Origin of the sequence: Dyella amyloliquefaciens (genome assembly GCF_004296575.1) — a bacterium.
In the GTDB taxonomy this organism is placed as follows: Bacteria; Pseudomonadota; Gammaproteobacteria; order Xanthomonadales; family Rhodanobacteraceae; genus Dyella; species Dyella amyloliquefaciens.
The window spans coordinates 561,889-582,000 of record NZ_SAYT01000005.1 but is presented as its reverse complement, the minus strand read 5'-3'; the positions used below and the strand labels follow the sequence as shown (position 1 = coordinate 582,000).

18 protein-coding genes are annotated in these 20,112 nt (G+C 65.6%); 14 read left to right on the top strand and 4 right to left on the bottom strand.

Features of this window, described 5'->3' with window-relative positions; all coding sequences use genetic code 11:
* Position 1 precedes the first annotated feature (1 nt).
* On the bottom strand, positions 2–733 hold the full coding sequence (rph, locus tag EPB08_RS14385) for a ribonuclease PH (protein ID WP_130619780.1): 732 nt from the start codon (positions 731–733) through the stop codon (positions 2–4).
* Positions 734–815: 82 nt separating this feature from the next.
* Here rph and EPB08_RS14380 point away from each other — a divergent pair, with 82 nt between their 5' ends.
* The 7 genes from EPB08_RS14380 (at position 816) to EPB08_RS14350 (ending at position 7,375) form a co-directional block, all read left to right on the top strand.
* Complete coding sequence (locus EPB08_RS14380) at positions 816–1,676, top strand: YicC/YloC family endoribonuclease (RefSeq protein ID WP_130619779.1); 861 nt, start codon at positions 816–818, stop codon at positions 1,674–1,676.
* Positions 1,673–2,314, top strand: a complete 642-nt coding sequence (gene gmk, locus EPB08_RS14375; protein ID WP_130619778.1) for a guanylate kinase — start codon at positions 1,673–1,675, stop codon at positions 2,312–2,314. Before EPB08_RS14380 ends, gmk begins: the two co-directional genes overlap by 4 nt.
* A 1,526-nt stretch (positions 2,315–3,840) precedes the next feature.
* Entirely contained in the window at positions 3,841–4,677 is an 837-nt protein-coding gene (locus tag EPB08_RS14370) for an ABC transporter ATP-binding protein (RefSeq protein WP_130619777.1), read from the top strand.
* Positions 4,674–5,447 carry a lipid asymmetry maintenance ABC transporter permease subunit MlaE gene (mlaE, locus tag EPB08_RS14365; protein WP_130619776.1) on the top strand — a complete coding sequence of 258 codons (774 nt, stop codon included), beginning with the start codon at positions 4,674–4,676 and terminating at the stop codon, positions 5,445–5,447. Before EPB08_RS14370 ends, mlaE begins: the two co-directional genes overlap by 4 nt.
* A gap of 49 nt (positions 5,448–5,496) precedes the next feature.
* Positions 5,497–6,348, top strand: coding sequence for an outer membrane lipid asymmetry maintenance protein MlaD (gene mlaD / locus EPB08_RS14360; RefSeq protein ID WP_130619775.1), 852 nt, complete (start codon positions 5,497–5,499; stop codon positions 6,346–6,348).
* A gap of 53 nt (positions 6,349–6,401) precedes the next feature.
* Positions 6,402–7,073, top strand: a complete 672-nt coding sequence (locus EPB08_RS14355; RefSeq protein WP_130619774.1) for an MlaC/ttg2D family ABC transporter substrate-binding protein — start codon at positions 6,402–6,404, stop codon at positions 7,071–7,073.
* Entirely contained in the window at positions 7,070–7,375 is a 306-nt protein-coding gene (locus EPB08_RS14350; RefSeq protein WP_130619773.1) for an STAS domain-containing protein, read from the top strand. Before EPB08_RS14355 ends, EPB08_RS14350 begins: the two co-directional genes overlap by 4 nt.
* Positions 7,376–7,450: 75 nt before the next feature.
* On the opposite strand, the gene EPB08_RS14345 is transcribed toward EPB08_RS14350, so the two are convergent.
* Positions 7,451–8,287: an MlaA family lipoprotein gene (locus tag EPB08_RS14345; RefSeq protein ID WP_130619772.1), complete on the bottom strand. Its 837-nt coding sequence runs from the start codon at positions 8,285–8,287 to the stop codon at positions 7,451–7,453.
* Positions 8,288–8,480: 193 nt separating this feature from the next.
* Between EPB08_RS14345 and rpoZ the strand changes: the two genes are divergently transcribed.
* From rpoZ to EPB08_RS14310, 7 genes are all read left to right on the top strand, one after another.
* The gene (rpoZ, locus tag EPB08_RS14340; RefSeq protein WP_038614834.1) at positions 8,481–8,771 is read left to right on the top strand and encodes a DNA-directed RNA polymerase subunit omega; all 291 of its coding nucleotides are present in this window, start codon (positions 8,481–8,483) and stop codon (positions 8,769–8,771) included.
* A 130-nt stretch (positions 8,772–8,901) separates the two neighbouring features.
* Positions 8,902–11,067, top strand: coding sequence for a RelA/SpoT family protein (locus tag EPB08_RS14335; RefSeq protein ID WP_130619771.1), 2,166 nt, complete (start codon positions 8,902–8,904; stop codon positions 11,065–11,067).
* A gap of 86 nt (positions 11,068–11,153) precedes the next feature.
* Complete coding sequence (locus EPB08_RS14330; RefSeq protein ID WP_130619770.1) at positions 11,154–11,537, top strand: RidA family protein; 384 nt, start codon at positions 11,154–11,156, stop codon at positions 11,535–11,537.
* An 80-nt stretch (positions 11,538–11,617) separates the two neighbouring features.
* Complete coding sequence (recG, locus tag EPB08_RS14325; RefSeq protein WP_130619769.1) at positions 11,618–13,738, top strand: ATP-dependent DNA helicase RecG; 2,121 nt, start codon at positions 11,618–11,620, stop codon at positions 13,736–13,738.
* 93 nt (positions 13,739–13,831) lie between these two features.
* Positions 13,832–14,758 carry a nucleoside hydrolase gene (locus EPB08_RS14320; RefSeq protein ID WP_130619768.1) on the top strand — a complete coding sequence of 309 codons (927 nt, stop codon included), beginning with the start codon at positions 13,832–13,834 and terminating at the stop codon, positions 14,756–14,758.
* Between the two features lie 108 nt (positions 14,759–14,866).
* Entirely contained in the window at positions 14,867–15,112 is a 246-nt protein-coding gene (locus EPB08_RS14315) for a type B 50S ribosomal protein L31 (protein ID WP_130619767.1), read from the top strand.
* 248 nt (positions 15,113–15,360) lie between these two features.
* Positions 15,361–16,656, top strand: a complete 1,296-nt coding sequence (locus tag EPB08_RS14310) for a citrate synthase (RefSeq protein WP_130619766.1) — start codon at positions 15,361–15,363, stop codon at positions 16,654–16,656.
* A gap of 87 nt (positions 16,657–16,743) precedes the next feature.
* Here EPB08_RS14310 and EPB08_RS14305 read toward each other — a convergent pair whose 3' ends face one another.
* Positions 16,744–17,418: a hypothetical protein gene (locus EPB08_RS14305; RefSeq protein ID WP_130619765.1), complete on the bottom strand. Its 675-nt coding sequence runs from the start codon at positions 17,416–17,418 to the stop codon at positions 16,744–16,746.
* 64 nt (positions 17,419–17,482) lie between these two features.
* Positions 17,483–19,978 carry a penicillin-binding protein 1A gene (locus EPB08_RS14300; RefSeq protein ID WP_130619764.1) on the bottom strand — a complete coding sequence of 832 codons (2,496 nt, stop codon included), beginning with the start codon at positions 19,976–19,978 and terminating at the stop codon, positions 17,483–17,485.
* Between the last annotated feature and the right edge of the window lie 134 nt (positions 19,979–20,112).

Genomic DNA, 20,112 nt, shown 5'->3' with positions numbered 1-20,112 from the left:
GTCAGGCCAGTTCCAGCGCCGCGCGCTGAGCCGCCACCAGCTCGCCGATGCCCTTTTCGGCCAAGGCCAGCATGGCATCCATCTCGTCGCGGCGGAACGCATGGCCTTCGGCCGTGCCCTGCACCTCGATGAAACCGCCGCCGTCGTTCATCACCACGTTCATGTCGGTGTCGCAGTTCGAATCCTCGGCGTAATCGAGATCGAGCACGGGCACGCCCTGGTAGATGCCTACCGAAACGGCGGCCACGGCGCCCATCACCGGATTGCGGCGGAGGTTCTCGCGCTTCATGAGCAGGCTCACCGCATCGACCAGCGCCACGTAGGCGCCGGTGATCGCGGCCGTGCGGGTGCCGCCGTCGGCCTGGATCACGTCGCAGTCGAGCGTGATGACGCGCTCACCCAGGGCCTGGCGGTCCACGCAGGCTCGCAGGCTGCGGCCAATGAGGCGCTGGATCTCCATGGTGCGGCCACCTTGTCCGCCGCGTGCGGCTTCACGCTGCATGCGGGTGTTGGTGGCGCGCGGCAGCATGCCGTACTCGGCGGTGACCCAGCCTTCACCCTTGCCGCGCAGCCACGGCGGCACGCGGTCTTCGATGCTGGCGGTGCACAGCACCTTGGTATCGCCAAAGGAGACCAGCACCGAACCTTCGGCGTGGCGGGTGTAATGGCGTTCGATGGTGACGGTGCGCAGCTGATCGCTGGCGCGGCCACTGGGGCGGCTGGGGGAGCTCATGGGACGCGTCGGCCTTAAGGATTGGGCAAGCCAGGGCGGGAAAGTTTACCATTCGCCCTTTCCGGACACCTCAAGGCCCCCCATGATCCGCAGCATGACGGCTTACGCCTCCGCCGAGGCGACCGGCCCCGCCGGCACGCTCAGCTGCGAGCTGCGCACGGTCAACCACCGCTATCTGGAGCTCAGCCCGCGCCTGCCGGACGAGCTGCGCGTGTTCGAGTCGGCCCTGCGCGAACGCATCGCGGCCCGCCTTTCGCGCGGCAAGGTGGACCTCACCGTACGCCTGCGTGGCGAGGCGCGCAGCGAATCGCTGCAGGTCAACGCCGGCACGCTGGCGCGCCTGTCGGAGCTCGCGCTGGACCTGGAAGCCCGTTTCCCGCGCATGAACATCGAGTTCACCGAACTTCTGCGCTTCCCCGGTGTGCTGCAGCAGGCCGAGGTGGACCAGGACGAACTGCAGACTGCCCTGCTGGATGTGCTGGAACGTGCGCTCGACGCGCTGACCGCTACCCGCGAGCGCGAAGGCGCCAAGCTGGCCGAGTTGCTGAAGGATCGCCTCGACGCGATCGAGCGCATCGTGGCCGACGTGCGCAGTTTCATGCCGCAGATCCGTGAAGGCCTGCGTACCCGCCTGGAATCGCGCCTGGCCGACATCAAGCAGCCCGCCGACCCGGGTCGCCTGGAGCAGGAGCTGGTGCTGCAGATCACCCGCAGCGACGTCGATGAGGAACTCGACCGGCTCACGGCCCACATCGCCGAGACCCGCCGCGTGCTGGGTACCAAGGAAGCCGTCGGCCGTCGCCTGGATTTCCTGATGCAGGAATTCAACCGCGAAGCGAACACGCTGGGCTCCAAGGCCGTGGACGTGCGCAGCACCAATGCGGCCGTGGAGCTGAAGGTGCTGATCGAGCAGATGCGCGAACAGGTGCAGAACATCGAATGAATACCGCCACGCCCGACTCCCCGAGCGCCGAGTGCACCTTGTTCGTGGTGGCTGCGCCCTCGGGCGCGGGCAAGTCCACCCTGGTCAATGCGCTGCTGGAGCGCGAGCCGGCCATCTCGCTTTCGATCTCGCACACCACGCGCCCGCCGCGTCCGGGCGAGCAGTACGGCCGGCATTACTTCTTCGTCGAGCGCGAAGAGTTCGAGCGCGAGATCGCCGAGGGCATCTTCCTCGAACATGCCGAAGTGCATGGCAACCTGTACGGCACCTCGCGCACCACGGTGAACACGCTGCTGGAGCAGGGGCGTGACGTGCTGCTGGAGATCGACTGGCAGGGTGCCCGGCAGATCCGCAAGACCAAGCCCGACTGCGTGAGCGTGTTCATCCTGCCGCCGTCGCGCCCCGAACTGGAACGCCGCCTGCGCGGCCGCGGTTCGGACAGCCCGGAAGTGATCGCGCGGCGCCTGCACAACTCGCGCGAGGAAATCGCCCACGCGCACGAGTTCGACTACATCATCGTCAACGACGACTTCGACGTGGCATTGGGTGACTTGCAGGCGATCGTGCATGCCGTTCGCCAGCGTTCTTCGCTGCAGTGGCAGCGGCATGAGACGCTGATCGCGGAGTTGCTGGCCTGAGCGCCTGATGGCGCCGGTAAACGTCGGCGGCGGCCCCTAGGACGCGCTTTTACTCCCTCGCCCGCCGGTGAACCGAAGGTCGTCCCTCATGCGAGCGTTTACCCCCTCTCCCTGCGGGAGAGGGCTGGGGAGAGGGTGCGGGTCTTGCCATAGCCTCCCTTGCTCGTCATCCCGGCGCAGGCCGGACGGAGCGCGAAGCGCGGAGAACGGCCCGCAGGGCGGCCCCGAAGGGGCGAGCGTAGCGAGTCATCCAGCAGCCTCGGTCTTCGATTGTCGCGCTAAGGCGACCTGGCTCGCCTGCGGCGGGCTTCCGCCGGCCTGCCGGCCGCCGGGTTACTTCTCTTTGCTTGCCCAAAGAGAAGTAACCAAGAGAAACGGCACCCCCGTCGGCGCTGGCCGGGCCTGCGGCCCGCCCAGTCCGTGAGGGGTGGCCGGGCTTTTCGCCAGGGCTCCTGCCCTGCCGAAAAGTGCCCGACATCCCTGTCGGGCACCCCTGCGGGGCCTGCTCGTCCACCCCTCACCGCCTCCCAGGGGCCCCGGGAAGGCTTGTGCCGCGTAGCGGCACATCGCTTGCGCAGATTCTGCGCACGGTGTCGTGGAGTTCTTTGCCATCAATGTCTTGGAGTGCCTATCCACAGGCTTTGCTGGTGCGCATCCACATTCGCTGTGGAAAACAGCAGAACAACATCCCACACGCTTTAAGTCCTCTGTACTTCGCCGCCCCGCGGTGTAGCCGCTGTGCCCGAGGTAGCACGTCCCTCATTCGGCTTGCTTCAGTCCTCAGGCTGGTATGCCAGGCAGCGCTGCGCCCCCTCAGGGCGATGGCGCGTTGCGGGGTAGCCGCTGGGTCTGAGGTAGCACGTCACCGATCCGGCTGGCACCAGTTACCAAAGCTTGTATCCCTCATATCGCTACGAGAGCTCTTAAGGCCATTTTCTTTGGGTTACTTTTCTTTTGGGCCAGCAAAAGAAAAGTGACTCGGCGGCCGGCAGGACGTCGAAACGCCCGCCGCGTAGGCGGCACGCTCGCGGTAGCGCGACAACCGTGCACACGGAAGCTGGATGACTCGCTACGCTCGCCCCTTCGGGACCACCCTACGGGCGTTCTGCGCGCTTCGCGTTCCGTCCGGCCTGCGCAGGGACGGAGGGCCATGGAGTGCAACGCAAGCCCCGCACCCTCACCCCAGCCCTCTCCCGAGGGGAGAGGGGGTAAGAGCGCGCGCTAAGGGGCGTTTGCGCAACCCTCTCTCCCGCGGGGGATTATCTTCGGCGCGCCGGAGGGAGAGGGAGGTAAATGCCCGCACTGGAAAGGACGTGTGGGGCAGTGAGGGGGAGAGGAAGTAATAGCTCGCACGAGGAGAGGCTCGGCGGTCTGCCAGCACCCGGCCACTCCACCGCGCAGCAAATTCATGCCACCCCGCAAGCCTTTGTTTTGTTAGCCAACCCTGAGCGGCCCAACCATCGCCGCATGGCCTTCACCCCCGTATTCGGCTAACGTTGCCGCTTTCCCAAGCCCCCACCTCGCCCATGACCGAACCCGTTAGTGCCAAGCCCGACGACAGCGCTCTCGTGCGCGTCCGTGGCCTGACCACGGTGCTCAATGGCAAGAAGGTATTCGACTCGCTGGACATGGATATCCCGCGCGGCAAGATCACCGCGATCATGGGTCCCAGCGGTACCGGCAAGACCACCCTGCTCAAGCACATCACCGGCCAGATGCGCGGTGATGCCGGCGAGGTGTGGGTGGACGGCCACAGCGTGTCGAAGCTGTCGCGCGAGAAGCTGTTCGAGCTGCGCGAGCGCATTGGCTACCTGTTCCAGAATTCCGCGCTGCTCACCGATTTCGACGTGTTCGAGAACGTGGCGTTCCCGCTACGCCAGCACACCGAGCTGCCGGAAGTGCTGATCCGCAACATCGTGCTGACCAAGCTGCAGGCCGTGGGCCTGCGCGGCGCCGCTGCGCTGATGCCGACGGAGCTGTCGGGCGGCATGGCACGCCGCGTGGCGCTGGCCCGCGCCATCGTGTTCGACCCGATGCTGATCCTGTACGACGAACCCTTCGTGGGTCTCGATCCCATCGCGCTCAACCAGGTGCTCAAGCTGATCCGCACGCTCAACGAGACGCTGGGCATCACCAGCGTATTGGTGGCGCACGAGCTGGAAGCGATCAAGCAGGTGGCCGACCACATCTACCTCATCGCCAACGGCAAGGTCGTGGCGCAGGGCGATCCCAAGACCATCGCCGATGACGGCTCGCCGTGGACGCGGCAGTTCTTCGGCGGCGAGGCCGACGGCCCGGTACCGTTCCAGTATCCCGCGGGCGACTACGCGACCTCGCTCGGTTTTCCACGGAGGGGCGCATGAGCCTGACCATGAGCCGCGACAACATCGTGGTGCGTTCGCTGGAGCAGATCGGCAATTGCGGCCTGTTCCTGCTGCGCCTGCTGGCGGCCATTCCGCAGAGCCTGCGCCACTACCGCGAGACGGTGCGCCAGCTGTGGTTCGTGGGCGCGATGAGCCTGATCATCATCATGGTCTGCGGCCTGTTCGTGGGCATGGTGCTGGGCCTGCAGCTCTATGACGTGCTGTCCATCTTCGGCGGCACCTCGGCCACCGGCACGGTGGTCGCCATCGCGATCTACCGCGAGCTGGGTCCGGTGGTCACGGCCTTGCTGTTCGCCGGCCGCGCGGGTACCTCAGTGACCGCCGAGATCGGCCTGATGCGCGCCACCGACCAGATCGCCGCGATGGAGATGATGGCGGTCGATCCGATCGCCTACGTCGCGGTGCCGCGTTTCCTCGCCGGCATGATCGCCATGCCGCTGCTGAGCTGCGTGTTCTGCGCCATGGGCATCTTTGGCGGCCACCTGGTCGGCGTCAGCTGGCTGGGCATCGACAACGGCACGTTCTGGTCGAACATGACCGCCACCGTCGAGGTGGGCAAGGACGTGATCAACGGCGTGCTGTGGAAGAGCTTCGTGTTCGGCATCGTGGTCTCGCTCATCGCCGTCTTCCAGGGCTACACCACGCCGCCCACCAGCGAAGGCGTGGCCTACGCCACCACCCGTACCGTGGTCGCCTCGTCGATCGCGATCCTGGCGCTCGACTTCGTGCTCACCGCCTTCCTGATGTGAGCGCCGCCATGACCGAATTCACCATCAACCTTTCATTGAGGATCGTGCCGTGAGCCAGAGACCGTCCTACGCCGTCGGCACCGGCCTGTTCATCGTGCTTGGCTTTGCCACGCTCGGCTATCTCGCGACCCAGACCACCTCGGTGGTCAATACCAGTCGCGGGCCGAGCTATAGCGTCGAGGCGCATTTCGCCAACATCGGCCAGCTCAAGGTGCGTGCGCCGGTGAAGGTCGCGGGCGTGCGCGTGGGCCAGGTGCAGTCGATCACGCTCGATCCGGGCAAGGAGACGGCCGACGTGAAGCTGGCCATCGACCAGCACTACGACAAGATTCCCGAGGACACCGTCGCCACCATCTTCACCAGCGGCCTGCTGGGCGACCAATACGTGGGCCTGCAGTACGGCAGCTCCAAGAAGGCCCTGGCCGACGGCGGCACGCTGTCGCTGACGCGCCCGGCGCAGCAGCTGGAAGAGATGCTGGGCAAGTTCTTCGGCGCCGGCGGCGCCGCGGACAACCTGTCCGGCAGCTATACGGTCAAGGCCCGCTTCACCAATATCGGCGCACTGTCGGTCGGTGCCCCGGTGAAGATGGCCGGCGTGGCCATTGGCAGCGTCAAGGCGGTACAGGCGGATCCGGTCAAGCTGGATGCTGAAGTGAGCCTGTCCATCGACAAGAAGTACAGCCAGATTCCGGACGATTCGGCCGCCGCGGTGTTCACCAGTGGTTTGATCGGCACGCAGTACGTTGCCATCCAGCCCGGCGGTTCGCCGGACATGTTGAAGGACGGTGACGAGCTCGTGCTGACCCAGTCGGCGCTGCAGATCGAAGATCTCATCGGCAAGTTCCTGGTCAGTGGTTCGTCCACGGACAAGAAGCCTGCCGACAGCGACACCAAGCATTGAGTTGGCACGTCACGTCCCGATATTCCCTATGGATCATGATCAGGAGTTTCCCCATGTTGCGTAGCCTGGCTCTTGCCACCGCCATCGCTTTCGGCAGCGCGATCGCCGCCCCGGCGTTCGCCCAGAACGCCCCTGCCACGGCCGGCGCCCAGCAGCAGCCGGAGCAGGTGGTGCAGGCCATCTCCGACCAGCTCGCCAGTGCCATCGAAGGCCACCAGGCGCAGCTGAAGAACGATCAGGAAAAGCTGATCGCGGTGATCGACGACGTGTTCCTGCCGCACTTCGACATCGACTATGCGTCGATCCTGGTGCTGGGGCAGCATGCCCGCGAGGCCACGCCCGAGCAGCGTGCGCGCTTCGCCAAGGCGTTCTACAACTCGATCACCCACCGCTATGCGGAAGGTCTGCTCAACTACACCCGCGGTCGCGTGAAGGTGTTGCCGTTCTCCGGCGACCTCAACGACAAGCGCACGGTGGTGCGCACGCAGGTCGTGCTGGACGACGGCAAGACCGTGGGCGTGGATTACGCCTTCCGCAAGTCGAGTGACGGCACCTGGAAGGCCTACGACGTGATCATCGAAGGCATCTCCTACGTCACCAACTACCGCAACCAGGTGGACGCGGAAATCCGCAAGGTCGGCATCGACCAGCTGACCACCAACCTGGAAAGCCAGGGCTCGAAGGCGCTGGATACCATGGAAAAGGACACCAAGGGCAAGTCATGAGCGACGCCTCCGCGCCCGTGAAGGTCGATGACATCGCGCCCGACGCCGTTCGCGTGTCGGGCGTGCTCACCTTCGCCAATGCCGCGCATGCGCTGGACGTGATCGGTGCGGCCCTGGCACGCGACGATCGCCGCGTGATCGACCTGTCGGGCGTTACCCGCAGCGACAGCGCCGGCCTGGCCTGCGTGCTGGCGGTACTGTCGGGTGCAGCCGAGCGGGGCCGCTCGCTGACCGTGCGGAACATGCCTGAAGGCATGCATTTGCTGGCCAGCGTGTGCGAGGTCGAAGGCCTGATAGCCTGAGATCCCGCGAAAGCCGGACAAGAAAAAGGGGCCTCCGGGGCCCCTTTTTTTGGACTGCGACCAGCGCGCCCGTGCTCAGTTCTTGGCCGGCTGCTGTTCCTGCGACGGCTGCTTGTTCTCCCACTTGTGCTGCTCTTCCAGCAGTTCATCGGGGTCGAAGTTCTGGTCTTTCAGGCCCTGCATCTGCTCGATGACGTCGGCCGGCGGGTTGCCGTCGTACAGCTCGTACAGGCGCTGCTGGCGGTAGGCGTCGCGCATGAACACGTACGGGTCGTAGGCCGACTCCAGGAAGCTCTCGGCATCGATGCCGCGCGAGCGCAGCGTCACCAGGTAGAACAGCTCGGGCAGGTATTCCTGGCCGTATTCGAAGCTGTGGTTGCGCGAGTAATAGCTCAGCGGATCGAAGAAATAGCTGTCCACCGGCAGGCGCCAGACGTCGCGAACCGTGGTCGGGCCAATGAACGGCAGCACCAGGTAGCCACCCTCCGGCACGCCCCAGCGCGCCAGGGTGATGCCGAAGTCGGTGTCCTGCAGCGGGATGCCCAGCTGGCTGGCCGGGTCGAAGAAGCCGCCGATACCCAGGGTCAGGTTGACCAGGAAGCGCCCGGTGCTCTGGGCCGCCTGCATTGGCCGCGCCTGCAGCAGGTCGTTGGCAACCGTGATCGGCATGCGGATGTTGGTGAAGAAGTCGCTCACGGCACGGCGCACGGGCGGATTGGTCACCTTGCGGTAGCCCACCGCGACCGGCCGGATGATCGCCTTGTCCATCGAGTCGTTGAACGCGTACATGTCCCGGTTGAACTTCTCATGGGGATCGTCGGTACGCGGCTTGGCGACGGAACAGCCCGCCAGCAGGGTCATCGCAGCCAGGGGAAGGCTGCGCTTGAGGATTGGGAGGAGGGCGGACGGCATCGCTGGCAACAGTCCTGGAGGCAAGTAGAATATTGTACTGGTTGGTTTTTTATTATGTACAGCCCTCGCAGTGTTTCTGGGAACGGCTGCAGGCCGGCTGAACCACGCATTCTACGGTTTGCTGCATTGCCAGCAAAGCGGCCGCTGGCTACACTGACAGGTGATAAGTCGCTTTATTCTCTAAGGATTTCAGATGGCCCGCATTACCGTCGAAGACTGCCTGCAGGTAGTCGACAACCGCTTCGAACTGGTGCTGATGGCGACCAAGCGCGCCCGCCAGCTCTCCAAGGGTGCCGAGCCGGCAGTCAATCCCGACCACGACAAGCCGACCGTGCTGGCGCTGCGCGAAATCGCTGACCGCCGCATCGACCAGGCCACCATCGACGAGATCGACAAGGCCGAGCGTGAGCGCGCCGAGCGCGAGGCGCTGGAGTGGGCCGCCGCGGAAGTGGACGACGACCTCTCCAAGGGCGGAGACGACTGATGGACGGCGGCTGTAGACAGCGCCTCCTGAGCGCCGGCATGTCCGGCGTTTTGCGCTGTCTGGAACAAGCCGCCACCCTGATGTCATCCAAACGCATGGAGGCGGTCGCCTGAGCGGGGACCGTACATCCATGCCGGCTGTCACGGACTCCTCTGCCCTGGATACGTCGACGCTGCCCCCGTACGTGCTGGCCCTGAAGGAACGCGTGGCCTACCTGCCCGAGCCGCAGGTCGAACGCGTGGTGCGCGCCTATCAGGTGGGTGCCGTGGCTCACGAGGGCCAGGCCCGCAAGAGCGGCGAGCCCTACATCACCCACCCCGTGGCCGTGGCCGGCATCCTGGCCGAGCTGGGCCTGGACGCCGAGACCATCATCGCGGCGATCCTGCACGACACCCTGGAAGACACGGCGCTTAGCCGCACGGAGCTTTCCGGCGAGTTCGGCGAGACCGTGGCCGAGCTGGTCGACGGCGTCACCAAGCTGGACAAGATGCGCTTCTCCAGCCGCCAGGAAGCGGACGCAGAAAGCTTCCGGAAGATGCTGCTGGCGATGGCGCGCGACCTGCGCGTGATCCTCATCAAGCTGGCCGACCGCCTGCACAACATGCGCACCCTGGGCGCGAAAGATGCCCCGTCCCGTCGCCGCATTGCGCGCGAGACGCTGGAGATCTACGCGCCCATTGCGCAGCGCCTGGGCATGAACAAGTTCAAGGCGGAGCTACAGGACCTGGGCTTCCGCGCGCTTTATCCCGACCGTTACCGCGTCATCAGCGAGCGCATCCGCGCCGCGCTGGGCAACCGGCGCGAGGCGATGGGCAAGATCGAAGCGGCGCTGTCCACGCGCCTGACCGCCGAGCACATCGCGGTGCGCGTGGTGGGGCGCATCAAGTCGCCGTGGAGCATCTATTCGAAGATGCGCAGCGAGCACAAGACGTTCGCGCAGTTGATGGACGTCTACGGTTTTCGCGTGGTGGTCGACTCGGCGATGACCTGCTACATGGCGCTCGGCGCCGTGCACAGCCTCTACAAGCCGGTCGATCGTCGTTTCAAGGATTTCATCGCCATTCCCAAGGCGAACGGCTACCAGTCGCTGCACACCGTGCTGCTTGGGCCGTTCGGCGCACCGATCGAGGTGCAGATCCGCACGGCGGAGATGGATTCGGTGGCCGAGCGCGGCGTGGCGGCGCACTGGGCGTACAAGACCGATTCCGGCCCGGCCAACAGCGCGCAGGCGCGCGCTCGCGAATGGCTGTCCTCGCTGGCCGACAGCCAGGCGCATACGGCCTCATCGTCGGAGTTCATCGAGAACGTCAAGATCGACCTGTTCCCGGACGAGGTCTATCTGTTCACGCCGCGTGGCGACATCCTGGCCCTGCCACGCAACGCGACGGCGCTGGACTTCGCCTACGCCGTGCACACCGACGTGGGCGACCACGCGGTGGCTGCGCGCGTGGACAAGAAGCTGGTACCGCTGCGCACGCGCCTGGAATCGGGCCAGCTGGTGGAGATCATCACCGCGCCGTCCGCGGTGCCGAACCCGGCGTGGCTGGAATCGGTGGTAACGGGCAAGGCGCGCACTGCGATCCGCCAGTACCTGAAGCATCTGCAGCACGAGGATGCGGTGGACTTCGGCCATCGCATGCTCGACCGCGCATTGGACGCCCTGGGCACCAGTCTGGATGCGATCCCGCCGGCCGTGCTGGACCGGTTCCTCGAGACGGCCAAACTCAAGCGCCTGGAAGAGCTGCTGTCCGACATCGCGCTCGGCAACCGCATGCCGCACCTCGTGGCCAGCCAGCTGGTGGCGGCGCGCGGCAAGAAATCCTCCGACGTGCAGACGGCGCCGCACGCGATGGAGAAGATCCGCATCACCGGTGCCGAGCGCGGCGTGCTCAGCTTCGGCAACTGCTGTCATCCGCTGCCGGGCGACGAGATCATCGGTTACCTGTCGTCGGGCAAGGGCATCGTGGTGCATCGGGTGGAATGCCCGAACGTGGTGGAGCTGCGCAAGTCGCCCGAGCGCTGCGTGGCGATCGAATGGGACCGCGACGTACAGGGCGACTACCGTGCCGAGCTGCGCATCGAGGTCATCAACCGCCCGGGTGTGCTCGCCACGGTGGCGGCGGCCATCGCGGCGGCCAACTCCAATATCGAGAACGTGGAGTACGTCGAGCGCGATGCCGCGGCGGCGACCCTGCTGTTCGCCCTGGAAGTGAAGAACCGCAAGCATCTGGCCGAGGTGATCCGCCGCGTGCGCCGCACCGGCGTGGTCAGCGGCGCCTACCGCTATCCGCTCTGAGGCAGGGGTGCCGGGACGTTCCGTCCCTCCTCATCGTTCGCGTCTCGCTCTAGACTGATGGGTCTGTGCAACCACGAGGCCTTCCCATGTCCCGCCAGATCATCACCACCGACAAGGCACCGGCCGCCATCGGCCCGTATTCGCAGGCCGTGCGCGCCGGCAATACCGTGTACTTCTCCGGCCAGATTCCGCTTGATCCGGCCACCGGTCAGATGGTCGAAGGCGACATCACGCTGCAGACGCGTCGCGTGTTCGACAACCTCAAGGCCGTGGTCGAAGCCGCTGGCGGCTCGATGGACAAGATCGTGCGCGTGGGCATCTACGTCACCAACCTTGGCCACTTCGCTTCCGTCAACGAAGTGATGGGTGAGTACTTCAAGGCCCCGTACCCGGCCCGTTCCACCATCGAGGTGTCGGCCCTGCCGAAGCTCGCCGATGTGGAAGTGGATGCCGTGATGGTGCTGGACTGATTCAACGCATTCGTATGCGCCGACAGCCGGCAGGGTACTGCCGGCTGCGCGGAAGGCGCCTGCTCGGTTAGGCTTCGCCGATGCCCGCGCGTAACACCTCTCCCAACCTGATCGCGCCTGCCGATCCCGGCGCCACGCCGGTCGCGTCATTGCCCGGCGTCGGGCCGGCGCTGGCCGAGGCACTGTCACGGCTGGGGCTGGAGCGCGTGCAGGATCTCTGGTTTCACCTGCCGCTGCGCTACGAAGACAAGACGCACGTCACCGCGATCGCCGATCTGCGACCGGGCGAGCGCGCGCAGGTCGAGGGCGTCGTTGAGGCGGTCGAGCGCGGCTTTCGCTACCGACCGCAATTGAAGGTGGCGATCGGCGACGATTCGCATCAGACGCTCGTGCTTCGCTTCTTCCATTTCCGTCGCAGTCAATCCGATCAACTGCAGCCGGGCACGCGCCTGCTCTGTTACGGCGAAGTGCGCCAGGGCTCGCAGGGACTGGAAATGGTGCATCCGCAGTACCAGAGACTGAGTGGCGACGAGCCCGCGGAAGTCGATGAGCTGCTCACGCCCGTCTATCCCACGACCGAGGGGTTGGGGCAGAAGCGACTGGCGGGCGTGATCGCCAAGGCGCTGGCGTTGCTGCCGCCCGATGCGCAGCTCGAGCTGATTCCGCCCGTGCTATGCAAGGCGCATGGACTCACATCACTGCGTGAAGCCCTGTTGTATGTGCACCGGCCACCGCCGGACGCACATCTCGGCCAACTCACCACGGGGCGGCACCCCACCCAGCAGCGCCTGGCATTCGAGGAGCTTCTGACCCAGCACCTCAGCCTCAAGCGCATGCGCGAGGCCGTGCGTCGCCGGCATGCGCCGTCGCTGCGCGGCACGGGTGCGCTGCGCGAGCGTCTACTCGCGAGCCTTCCGTTTGGGCTCACTGGCGCACAGCAGCGCGTGACGACCGAGATTGCCGCCGACATCGCGCAGTCGAGCCCGATGTTGCGGCTCGTGCAGGGTGACGTGGGTAGCGGCAAAACCATCGTTGCTGCGTTGGCGGCTGTCGCTGCCGTGGAATCGGGTTATCAGGTGGCCCTGATGGCGCCGACCGAGCTGCTGGCGGAGCAGCATCTGCATCATTTCCGCCACTGGCTCACGCCCTTGGGCCTCGAAGTGGCGTGGCTGGCCGGCAAGGTGGCCGGCAAGGCGCGGCAGCAGGCGTTGCAGCGTGTGGCGTCTGGCGCACATGTGGTCGTGGGCACGCATGCCCTGATGCAGGAAGGCGTCACGTTCGCGCAGCTGGGCCTGGTCATCGTCGACGAACAGCACCGCTTCGGCGTGCAGCAGCGCCTGGCGCTGCGCGACAAGGGCGCCGACCACGGCACGGGTCTGGTGCCGCACCAGTTGGTGCTTACCGCCACACCGATTCCGCGCACGCTGGCCATGAGTGCCTATGCGGATCTCGATGTCTCTGCCATTGACGAACTGCCGCCGGGTCGCACGCCGGTACAGACCATCGCCATCTCCAATGCGCGCCGCTTCGACGTCATCGAACGCATTCACGCGGCCTGCCAGGAGGGGCGGCAGGCCTATTGGGTATGCACGCTGATTGAGGAATCCGAGCAGCTGCGCGCGCAGGCCGCCGAAGTGGCGCATGCCGAACTGTCGGCCGCGCTGGACGATTGCCGAATCGGCCTGATCCATGGGCGCATGAAGCCCAAGGAAAAGCAGGCGGTGATGGATGCGTTCAAGGCCGGCGAGCTGTCGGTGCTGGTGGCCACCACGGTGATCGAAGTGGGTGTCGACGTGCCCAATGCGAGCCTGATGGTGATCGAGAACAGCGAGCGACTGGGCCTGGCGCAGCTGCACCAGTTGCGTGGCCGCGTGGGGCGCGGCGCGGTCGCCTCCAATTGTGTGCTGCTTTATCAGCCTCCGCTTGGCCAGCTGGCACGCGAACGCCTGCAGGTGATGCGCGACACCAACGATGGCTTTCGCATTGCCGAAAAGGATCTGGAATTGCGCGGTCCCGGCGAGGTGCTGGGCACGCGGCAGACTGGCCAGCTCAGCTTCCGCATCGCGGACCTGGCGCGTGACGCGCACCTGCTGCCCGCCGTGCAGGAGGTGGGTGCGCATCTGTTGGCGCAGTACCCGCAGCAGGCCGAACAGCTGATCATGCGCTGGATTGGCGGCGCTGCGCGATACGCCCACGCCTGACGCCGACGTCGTGCTGTCGGCCATCGCGGTCAGCCCTTGCGCCTCGCGCCCAACGGCCTAAGCTAACTACCCCCTAAGACGAACAGACTCTCCATGACCAAGCCGCAGCTGCTGATCGATACCGACCCCGGCGTGGATGATGCGCTCGCCATCCTGATGGCACACGCGCACGCCGACGTCCACGGGCTGACGATTGCGGCGGGCAACGTCGGGCTGGGCCATACAACGCGCAATGCGCGCACGCTGGTGGATCTGGTGGGTACACCGACGCCGGTGTTCGCGGGTTGCCCGACGCCGCTGGTACGTCTGCCGGAAGAGGACGCCGTGCATGTGCACGGCGCCGATGGCCTGGGCGACGTGGGCTTTCCCGAGCCGAGGACGATCGCCAGTGATGAGCATGCCGTACAGGCGATCCTGCGCCTGACGCGCGAGCGCTCCGACCTCACCCTGGTGGCCCTGGGGCCGCTCACCAATCTCGCGCTTGCGGTGCGCCTGGATCCGTCCCTGCCGCAGCGCGTGAAGCGATTGGTGATCATGGGAGGTGCGGTTACCGGCCTCGGCAATACCGGCAAGATTCCCGCCGAGTTCAACATCGGCTTCGATCCGGAAGCCGCTCACGTGGTATTCGAGGCGTTCCCGTCGTTCGACCTGGTCGATTGGGAAGTCGTGCTTCGTCATGCGTTCGACGATCTCGAATTCGATGGCTGGCTGTCGGCAGGTGATCAGCGCGCCACGTTCTTCGAGCAGGTGTTCCGTACGGCGCGCTCGTTCAACCTCAAGCGTGGCCGTCGCGGTGTGATCGCGGCCGATGCACTTGCGATGGCCGTGGCCATCGACCCGACGATCGCCACGCGCATCGAAGAGCGCCATGTGGCGATCGAGATGGACGGGCGACTGACGCGCGGCGCTACGGTGGTCGATTGGTCGCGTCGCTTCGGACACCCGGCCAATGCACGCATCGTCATGGAGGTGGACCAGGCGCGCTTCAGTGCCATGGTGCGCCGGGCTTTGGGTGCCTGAAAACGGCTGTCGGCGGGGTCTGGCAGGTCCAAGTGACTGACCGACTTGCCAAAGGCTTCGATCTGTAGTTAAAATGCCGCTCTTTTCACCCGCCGCTTTGAGCCAGTCATGAAGCCCGATACCCATCCGAATTATCGCCCGGTGGTGTTCCAGGACCTGTCGTCCGACTTCGCGTTCCTTACGCGTTCGACGATCTCCACCAAGGAAACCGTCAAGTGGGAAGACGGCAACGAGTACCCGCTGATCAAGGTGGATATCTCCAGCCATTCCCATCCGTTCTACACCGGCAAGCAGAAGTCGCTTGACACCGGCGGCCGCGTCGACAAGTTCCGTCGTCGCTACGCGCAGAAGTAAGCGCGAGGCAGCTGCCGCCACACAGCCGGTACGGGGTGTGAGCACGCATGTGAACACGGGGCGAGCCCAGGCTCGCCCCGTGTTTTTTTGCGTCCACCATCCGACCATCCGCTAGGGCATGTTGTCGGGTCGATATGCGATAATGGGCGGCGAGGTGTCGTCACTTTCCCCAAGGCGGCATCAACCCTAATCGCCCGCTGTCGCGTCCCGCGGCACGCAGGCGACGCCATTTGTGAAGGAGGTTTTCCGTGTCCGAATCCAAGATCGTCAAGTTGGTGGATGAGTCGACCAACCGCAGCAGTGAACTACCCCTGCTCAGCGGTACCCTTGGTCCCGCATGCATCGACATCGGCACGCTGTACAAGGACACGGGCCACTTCACCTACGACCCGGGTTACGGCAGCACGGCCAGCACCAAGAGCGCCATCACCTACATCGATGGTGACCAGGGCGTCCTGCTGTATCGCGGCTACCCGATCGAGCAGCTGGCCGAGAAGTCGAACTTCCTCGAGACCTCGTACCTGCTGCTGAACGGCGAACTGCCCACCAAGGACCAGTTCTCGGCGTTCGAGCACGACATCACGCATCACACGATGATGCACGAGTCCCTCAAGGACTTCTTCAAGGGCTTCCACCACGACGCGCACCCGATGGCCATGCTGGCCGCTTCGGTGGCTTCGCTGTCGGCCTTCTACCACGACGACATCGACGTCGATAACGCCGACGACCGCAAGCTCGCCGCGATCCGCCTGATCGCGAAGATGCCGACGATCGCCGCGGCCTGCTACCGCTACTCGATCGGCTGGCCGTTCCGCTATCCGCGCAACAACCTCGAGTACGTCGACCGCTTCCTGCACATGATGTTCGAAGTGCCGAGCGAGCCGCTGGAAATGAGCCCGGTCGCCGCCAAGGCGCTGGACCTGTTGTTCATCCTGCACGCTGATCACGAGCAGAACGCTTCCACCTCGACGGTGCGCCTGGTCGGTTCGACCGGTGCCAACCCGTACGCCTCGATCGCCGCGGGTATCACCGCGCTGTGGGGTCCGGCACACGGTGGCGCGAACGAAGCCGTGCTGAAGATGCTGGAAGAAATCGGTTCGGCCGACAAGGTCGAGACCGCCGTCAAGCGCGCGAAGGACAAGAACGACAACTTCCGCCTGATGGGCTTCGGCCATCGCGTGTACAAGAACTTCGACCCGCGCGCGAAGATCATCCGCGAGATGTGCCACAAGGTGCTCAACGAGCTGGGCGTCAACGACCCGCTGCTCGACGTGGCGATGAAGCTGGAAGAGGCGGCGCTGAAGGACGACTACTTCGTCGAGCGCAAGCTGTACCCGAACGTCGACTTCTACTCGGGCATCATCTACAAGGCGCTGGGCATCCCGACCGAGATGTTCACCGTGATGTTCGCCATCGCCCGTACCGCCGGCTGGATCGCCCACTGGATCGAGCAGCACGAAACCCCGGGCGCCCGCATCGGCCGTCCGCGCCAGATCTACACCGGCGCCGATGTGCGCAACTACGTGCCGGCAGACAAGCGCTAAGCCTGTCCGCGGTTGCCATAAAGAAAACGCCCCGGTCATGCCGGGGCGTTTTTTTATGTGGCACGTTGCTGTTTTGCCCTGGTCGATTCAGCGCAGCGCGGACTGCAGCATCCGCTCGAACTCATCATCATTGTCGTCAGTGGCGAGCAGTTCCTCGACTGCCGCGAGCGAGGCTCGTTTCATGGGCTTCTCATCGATGCGATCCATCGGCGCCTGCTTGAGCGCGTCGAGTGGCAGCACGGTGATGTCGAAGGGCAGGCCATCGGCAGCAAACAACAGCACGGGGTACTCGCTCTGCTCATCGCGGCTGATGCGCAGCCGGCGCGTCTGTTGGGTCAGTGGCACGCCGCGTTCCTGCAGGAACAGCACGACGGCTTCGGGCGTATCGCTGAAGACGTGCAGGCAGACGGCCGAGTGGGCGTCGGCGGTGCCTTCCAGTACGGCACCGACCAGGCGAGGTTCGAAGCGTTCGAGAAAACGCATCGCCTCGGCAGCCGCTTCGCGGCGTTCCTGCAGCAATTGGGGTTGGCTTTCCGCGTGGAAGATGCGCTGGTGTTCGCGCAGGGCATCTTCGATCTCGTTGTTACGTGGCAGCGCCTGTGCGTCGAGGATGCCAAGCCGCTCGGCTGCCTTGACCTTGGCGTGGTGGAAATCACGGATGCCGTGTTCGCTCATCAGTCGCGCCGCCTCCTGGGCGACGCGCAGCCTGTTGCGCTGAAGACGATCCTGCGCGTGGATGCGGTGATGCTGGCCGCGTGCCATGCCTGTTCCTCCCGGTAGCTGGCGTTCGCCTCGGCGAACGCGGGCGGGACGGATGTCCCGGGGGTCAGAAGATGTCGTAGGCGTGCTGTTGGTCCTGGTCCTCCTGCTGCTGGTTGGCCTGGTTGCGCAGTCGGTCCACGTCCTCGACCTTGAAGATCTCGGGCATGGCGTTCGGATCACCCGCGCCGGCTGGCAGGCCGCTGTAGCGGTCGATCTGAACCGTACTGATGCCGGGCGGCATCGGCAAGACCGTGGACGGCAGATCCTTCAGGATGGAGCCCATATAGGTCATCCAGATCGGAAGCGCGGCCTTGGCGCCGAATTCGCCCTTGCCCAGCGAGCTGAAGTCGTCAAAACCGACCCAAACCGTGGTGACCACGTTGCCGTTGAAGCCGGCGAACCAGGCATCGCGGTGGTCGTTGGTGGAGCCGGTCTTGCCGGCCAGGTCGTCGCGACCGAGCGCCATGGCGGCCGAGCCGGTACCGCGCTTGACCACGTCCTGCATCAGCGAGGTGATCAGGTAATCGTTGCGCACGTCGATGACCTGGGGCGCCAGGGCTGGCGGATGGGCGCCTTCGCCATGGGCGTCGGCCGGCAGGATGGCGCCACCGATGCTGCTGGTGGCAGCTGGCGCGGCGACGGTGCCGGCCGTGGCGACAGTGTTGGCTGGCGCAGCCACGGAACCGGCCGGCTGCGGCGGCCCCGGCGGGCGGGTGTCGAGCAGGCGCTCGGCGCAATTGCGGCAGGCGCGGGCCGGGTTGGCGACGTAGACGGGCTTGCCGTCGCGGTCGTCGATCTCGCTGATGAAGAACGGCGTCACCAGGTAGCCACCGTTGGCGAAGACGGCATAGCCGCGGGCCATGCTCATCGGCGACACCGATGCCGTGCCCAGGGCCATCGACAGGTTGCTGGGCAGGGAGTCGAGGCTGAAGCCGAAGCGGGTCACGTAATCGCGCGCGTAACGCACGCCGATGGCGTCCAGCAGGCGTACCGAGACCAGGTTCTTGGACTGCACCAGCGCCTCACGCAGGCGGATCGGGCCGTCGAACTTGTCATCGTCGTTGGAGGGCGTCCACAGACCGCCGGGGCGCGACGGATCGGGCAGGGCCAGGGGTGCATCGTTGACGATGGAGGCCGGGGTGAACCCGCGCTCGAACGCCGCCGAGTAGATGAACGGCTTGAAGCTGGAGCCCGGCTGGCGGGCCGCCATGATCGCGCGGTTGAACTTGCTGCGCAGGAAGTTGAAGCCGCCGACCAGGGCCTGCAGCGAGCCGTCCTCCGGGTTGATGGAGACCAGGGCGGCCTGCGCCGCCGGAATCTGGGTGAGCTGCCAATTGCCCTTCTCATCGCGGGCCAGGCGCACGATGTCGCCCCGTTTGAGCAGGCTGGTCCCACTCTTGGGGCGGGCCCACGCCATCTGTTCGGCGCCGAGCTTCACGGTCTCGCGGCTGGCCAGATAGACGCTGGTTTCGCCACTGGCGACACCGGTGACGATGCCCGGCTGCATGCCAGAGATGTCGGTAAAGCCTGCCAGGGCGCGCTCAAGATCCTCGTTGCTGGCATCGCTGCCCAGCTCCTGGTGGGCCTCGGGGCCGCGCCAGCCGTGGCGATGGTCGTACTCGACCAGCCCGGAGCGGACCGCGTCCACGGCCGCCTGCTGGCGGGTGCTGACCACGGTGGTCTTCACCACATAGCCCTCGGTGAGGGCGTCGTTGCCCAGGCGGTCGAGGGCCTGCAGGCGGACCATTTCAGCCAGGTAAGGGGCGTCCACCTCGATCGGCGGCTCATGCGGCGAGGCATTGTTCGGCTCGGCGACCGCCTGCTCGTACTCGGCCTTGCTGATGTAATGGTTCTCCAGCATCTGGCCCAGCACCCAGTTGCGACGGGTGATCATGCGCTTGGGGCTATTCAGCGGATTGACCACCGACGGCAGCTGGAAGGTGGAGGCCAGGGTGGCGCACTCGGCCACGCTCAGCTGATCCAGGGTCTTGCCGTAATAGAAGGAAGCGGCGGCGGCCACGCCATAGGAGCGATGCCCCAGGAACATCTTGTTGAGGTAGAGCTCCAGGATCTGGTCCTTGGTCAGCTCGCTCTCCATGCGCAGGGCGATGAAGATCTCGGTCAGCTTGCGGGAGTAGAGCTTTTCGGGGCTCAGGAAGAAGTTGCGCGCCACCTGCTGGGTGATGGTGGAGCCGCCGGGCCCCTTGTCACCGCCTGACACGACCACATGCCAGCCCGCGCGGGCGATGCCATGCCAGTCCACGCCCGGGTGCTGGTAGAAACTGGCATCCTCGGCGGCCAGCACGGCGTGCTTGAGGCGCTCGGGGACCTCGCCGATGCCCACCGGGATGCGGCGCGTCTCACCGAAGCTTGCGATCAGCTTGCCGTCGGCGGACAGCACACGGAGTGGCACCTGCATGTGGTAGTCCTTAAGGACGGCCACCGAGGGGAGACGGGGGGAAATCAGCCAGTAGGCCACGCCGATCGCCGCAACGCCCAGCAGCAAACCCGTGAAAGCCAGGACCAGGATCCAGCGCAGCAACCGCTTGAGAATTTGCATGGTTTGGGTGTTAGCGAGACGTGAGTCAAAACAACTCAGAGTATAGATGTAGCAGTATCTCAGGCATGAACCGAGCACATCACAGCAAGAAACAGGCCATCGACAAGTTCGGCCAAGTGTGGATGCCGTCACGC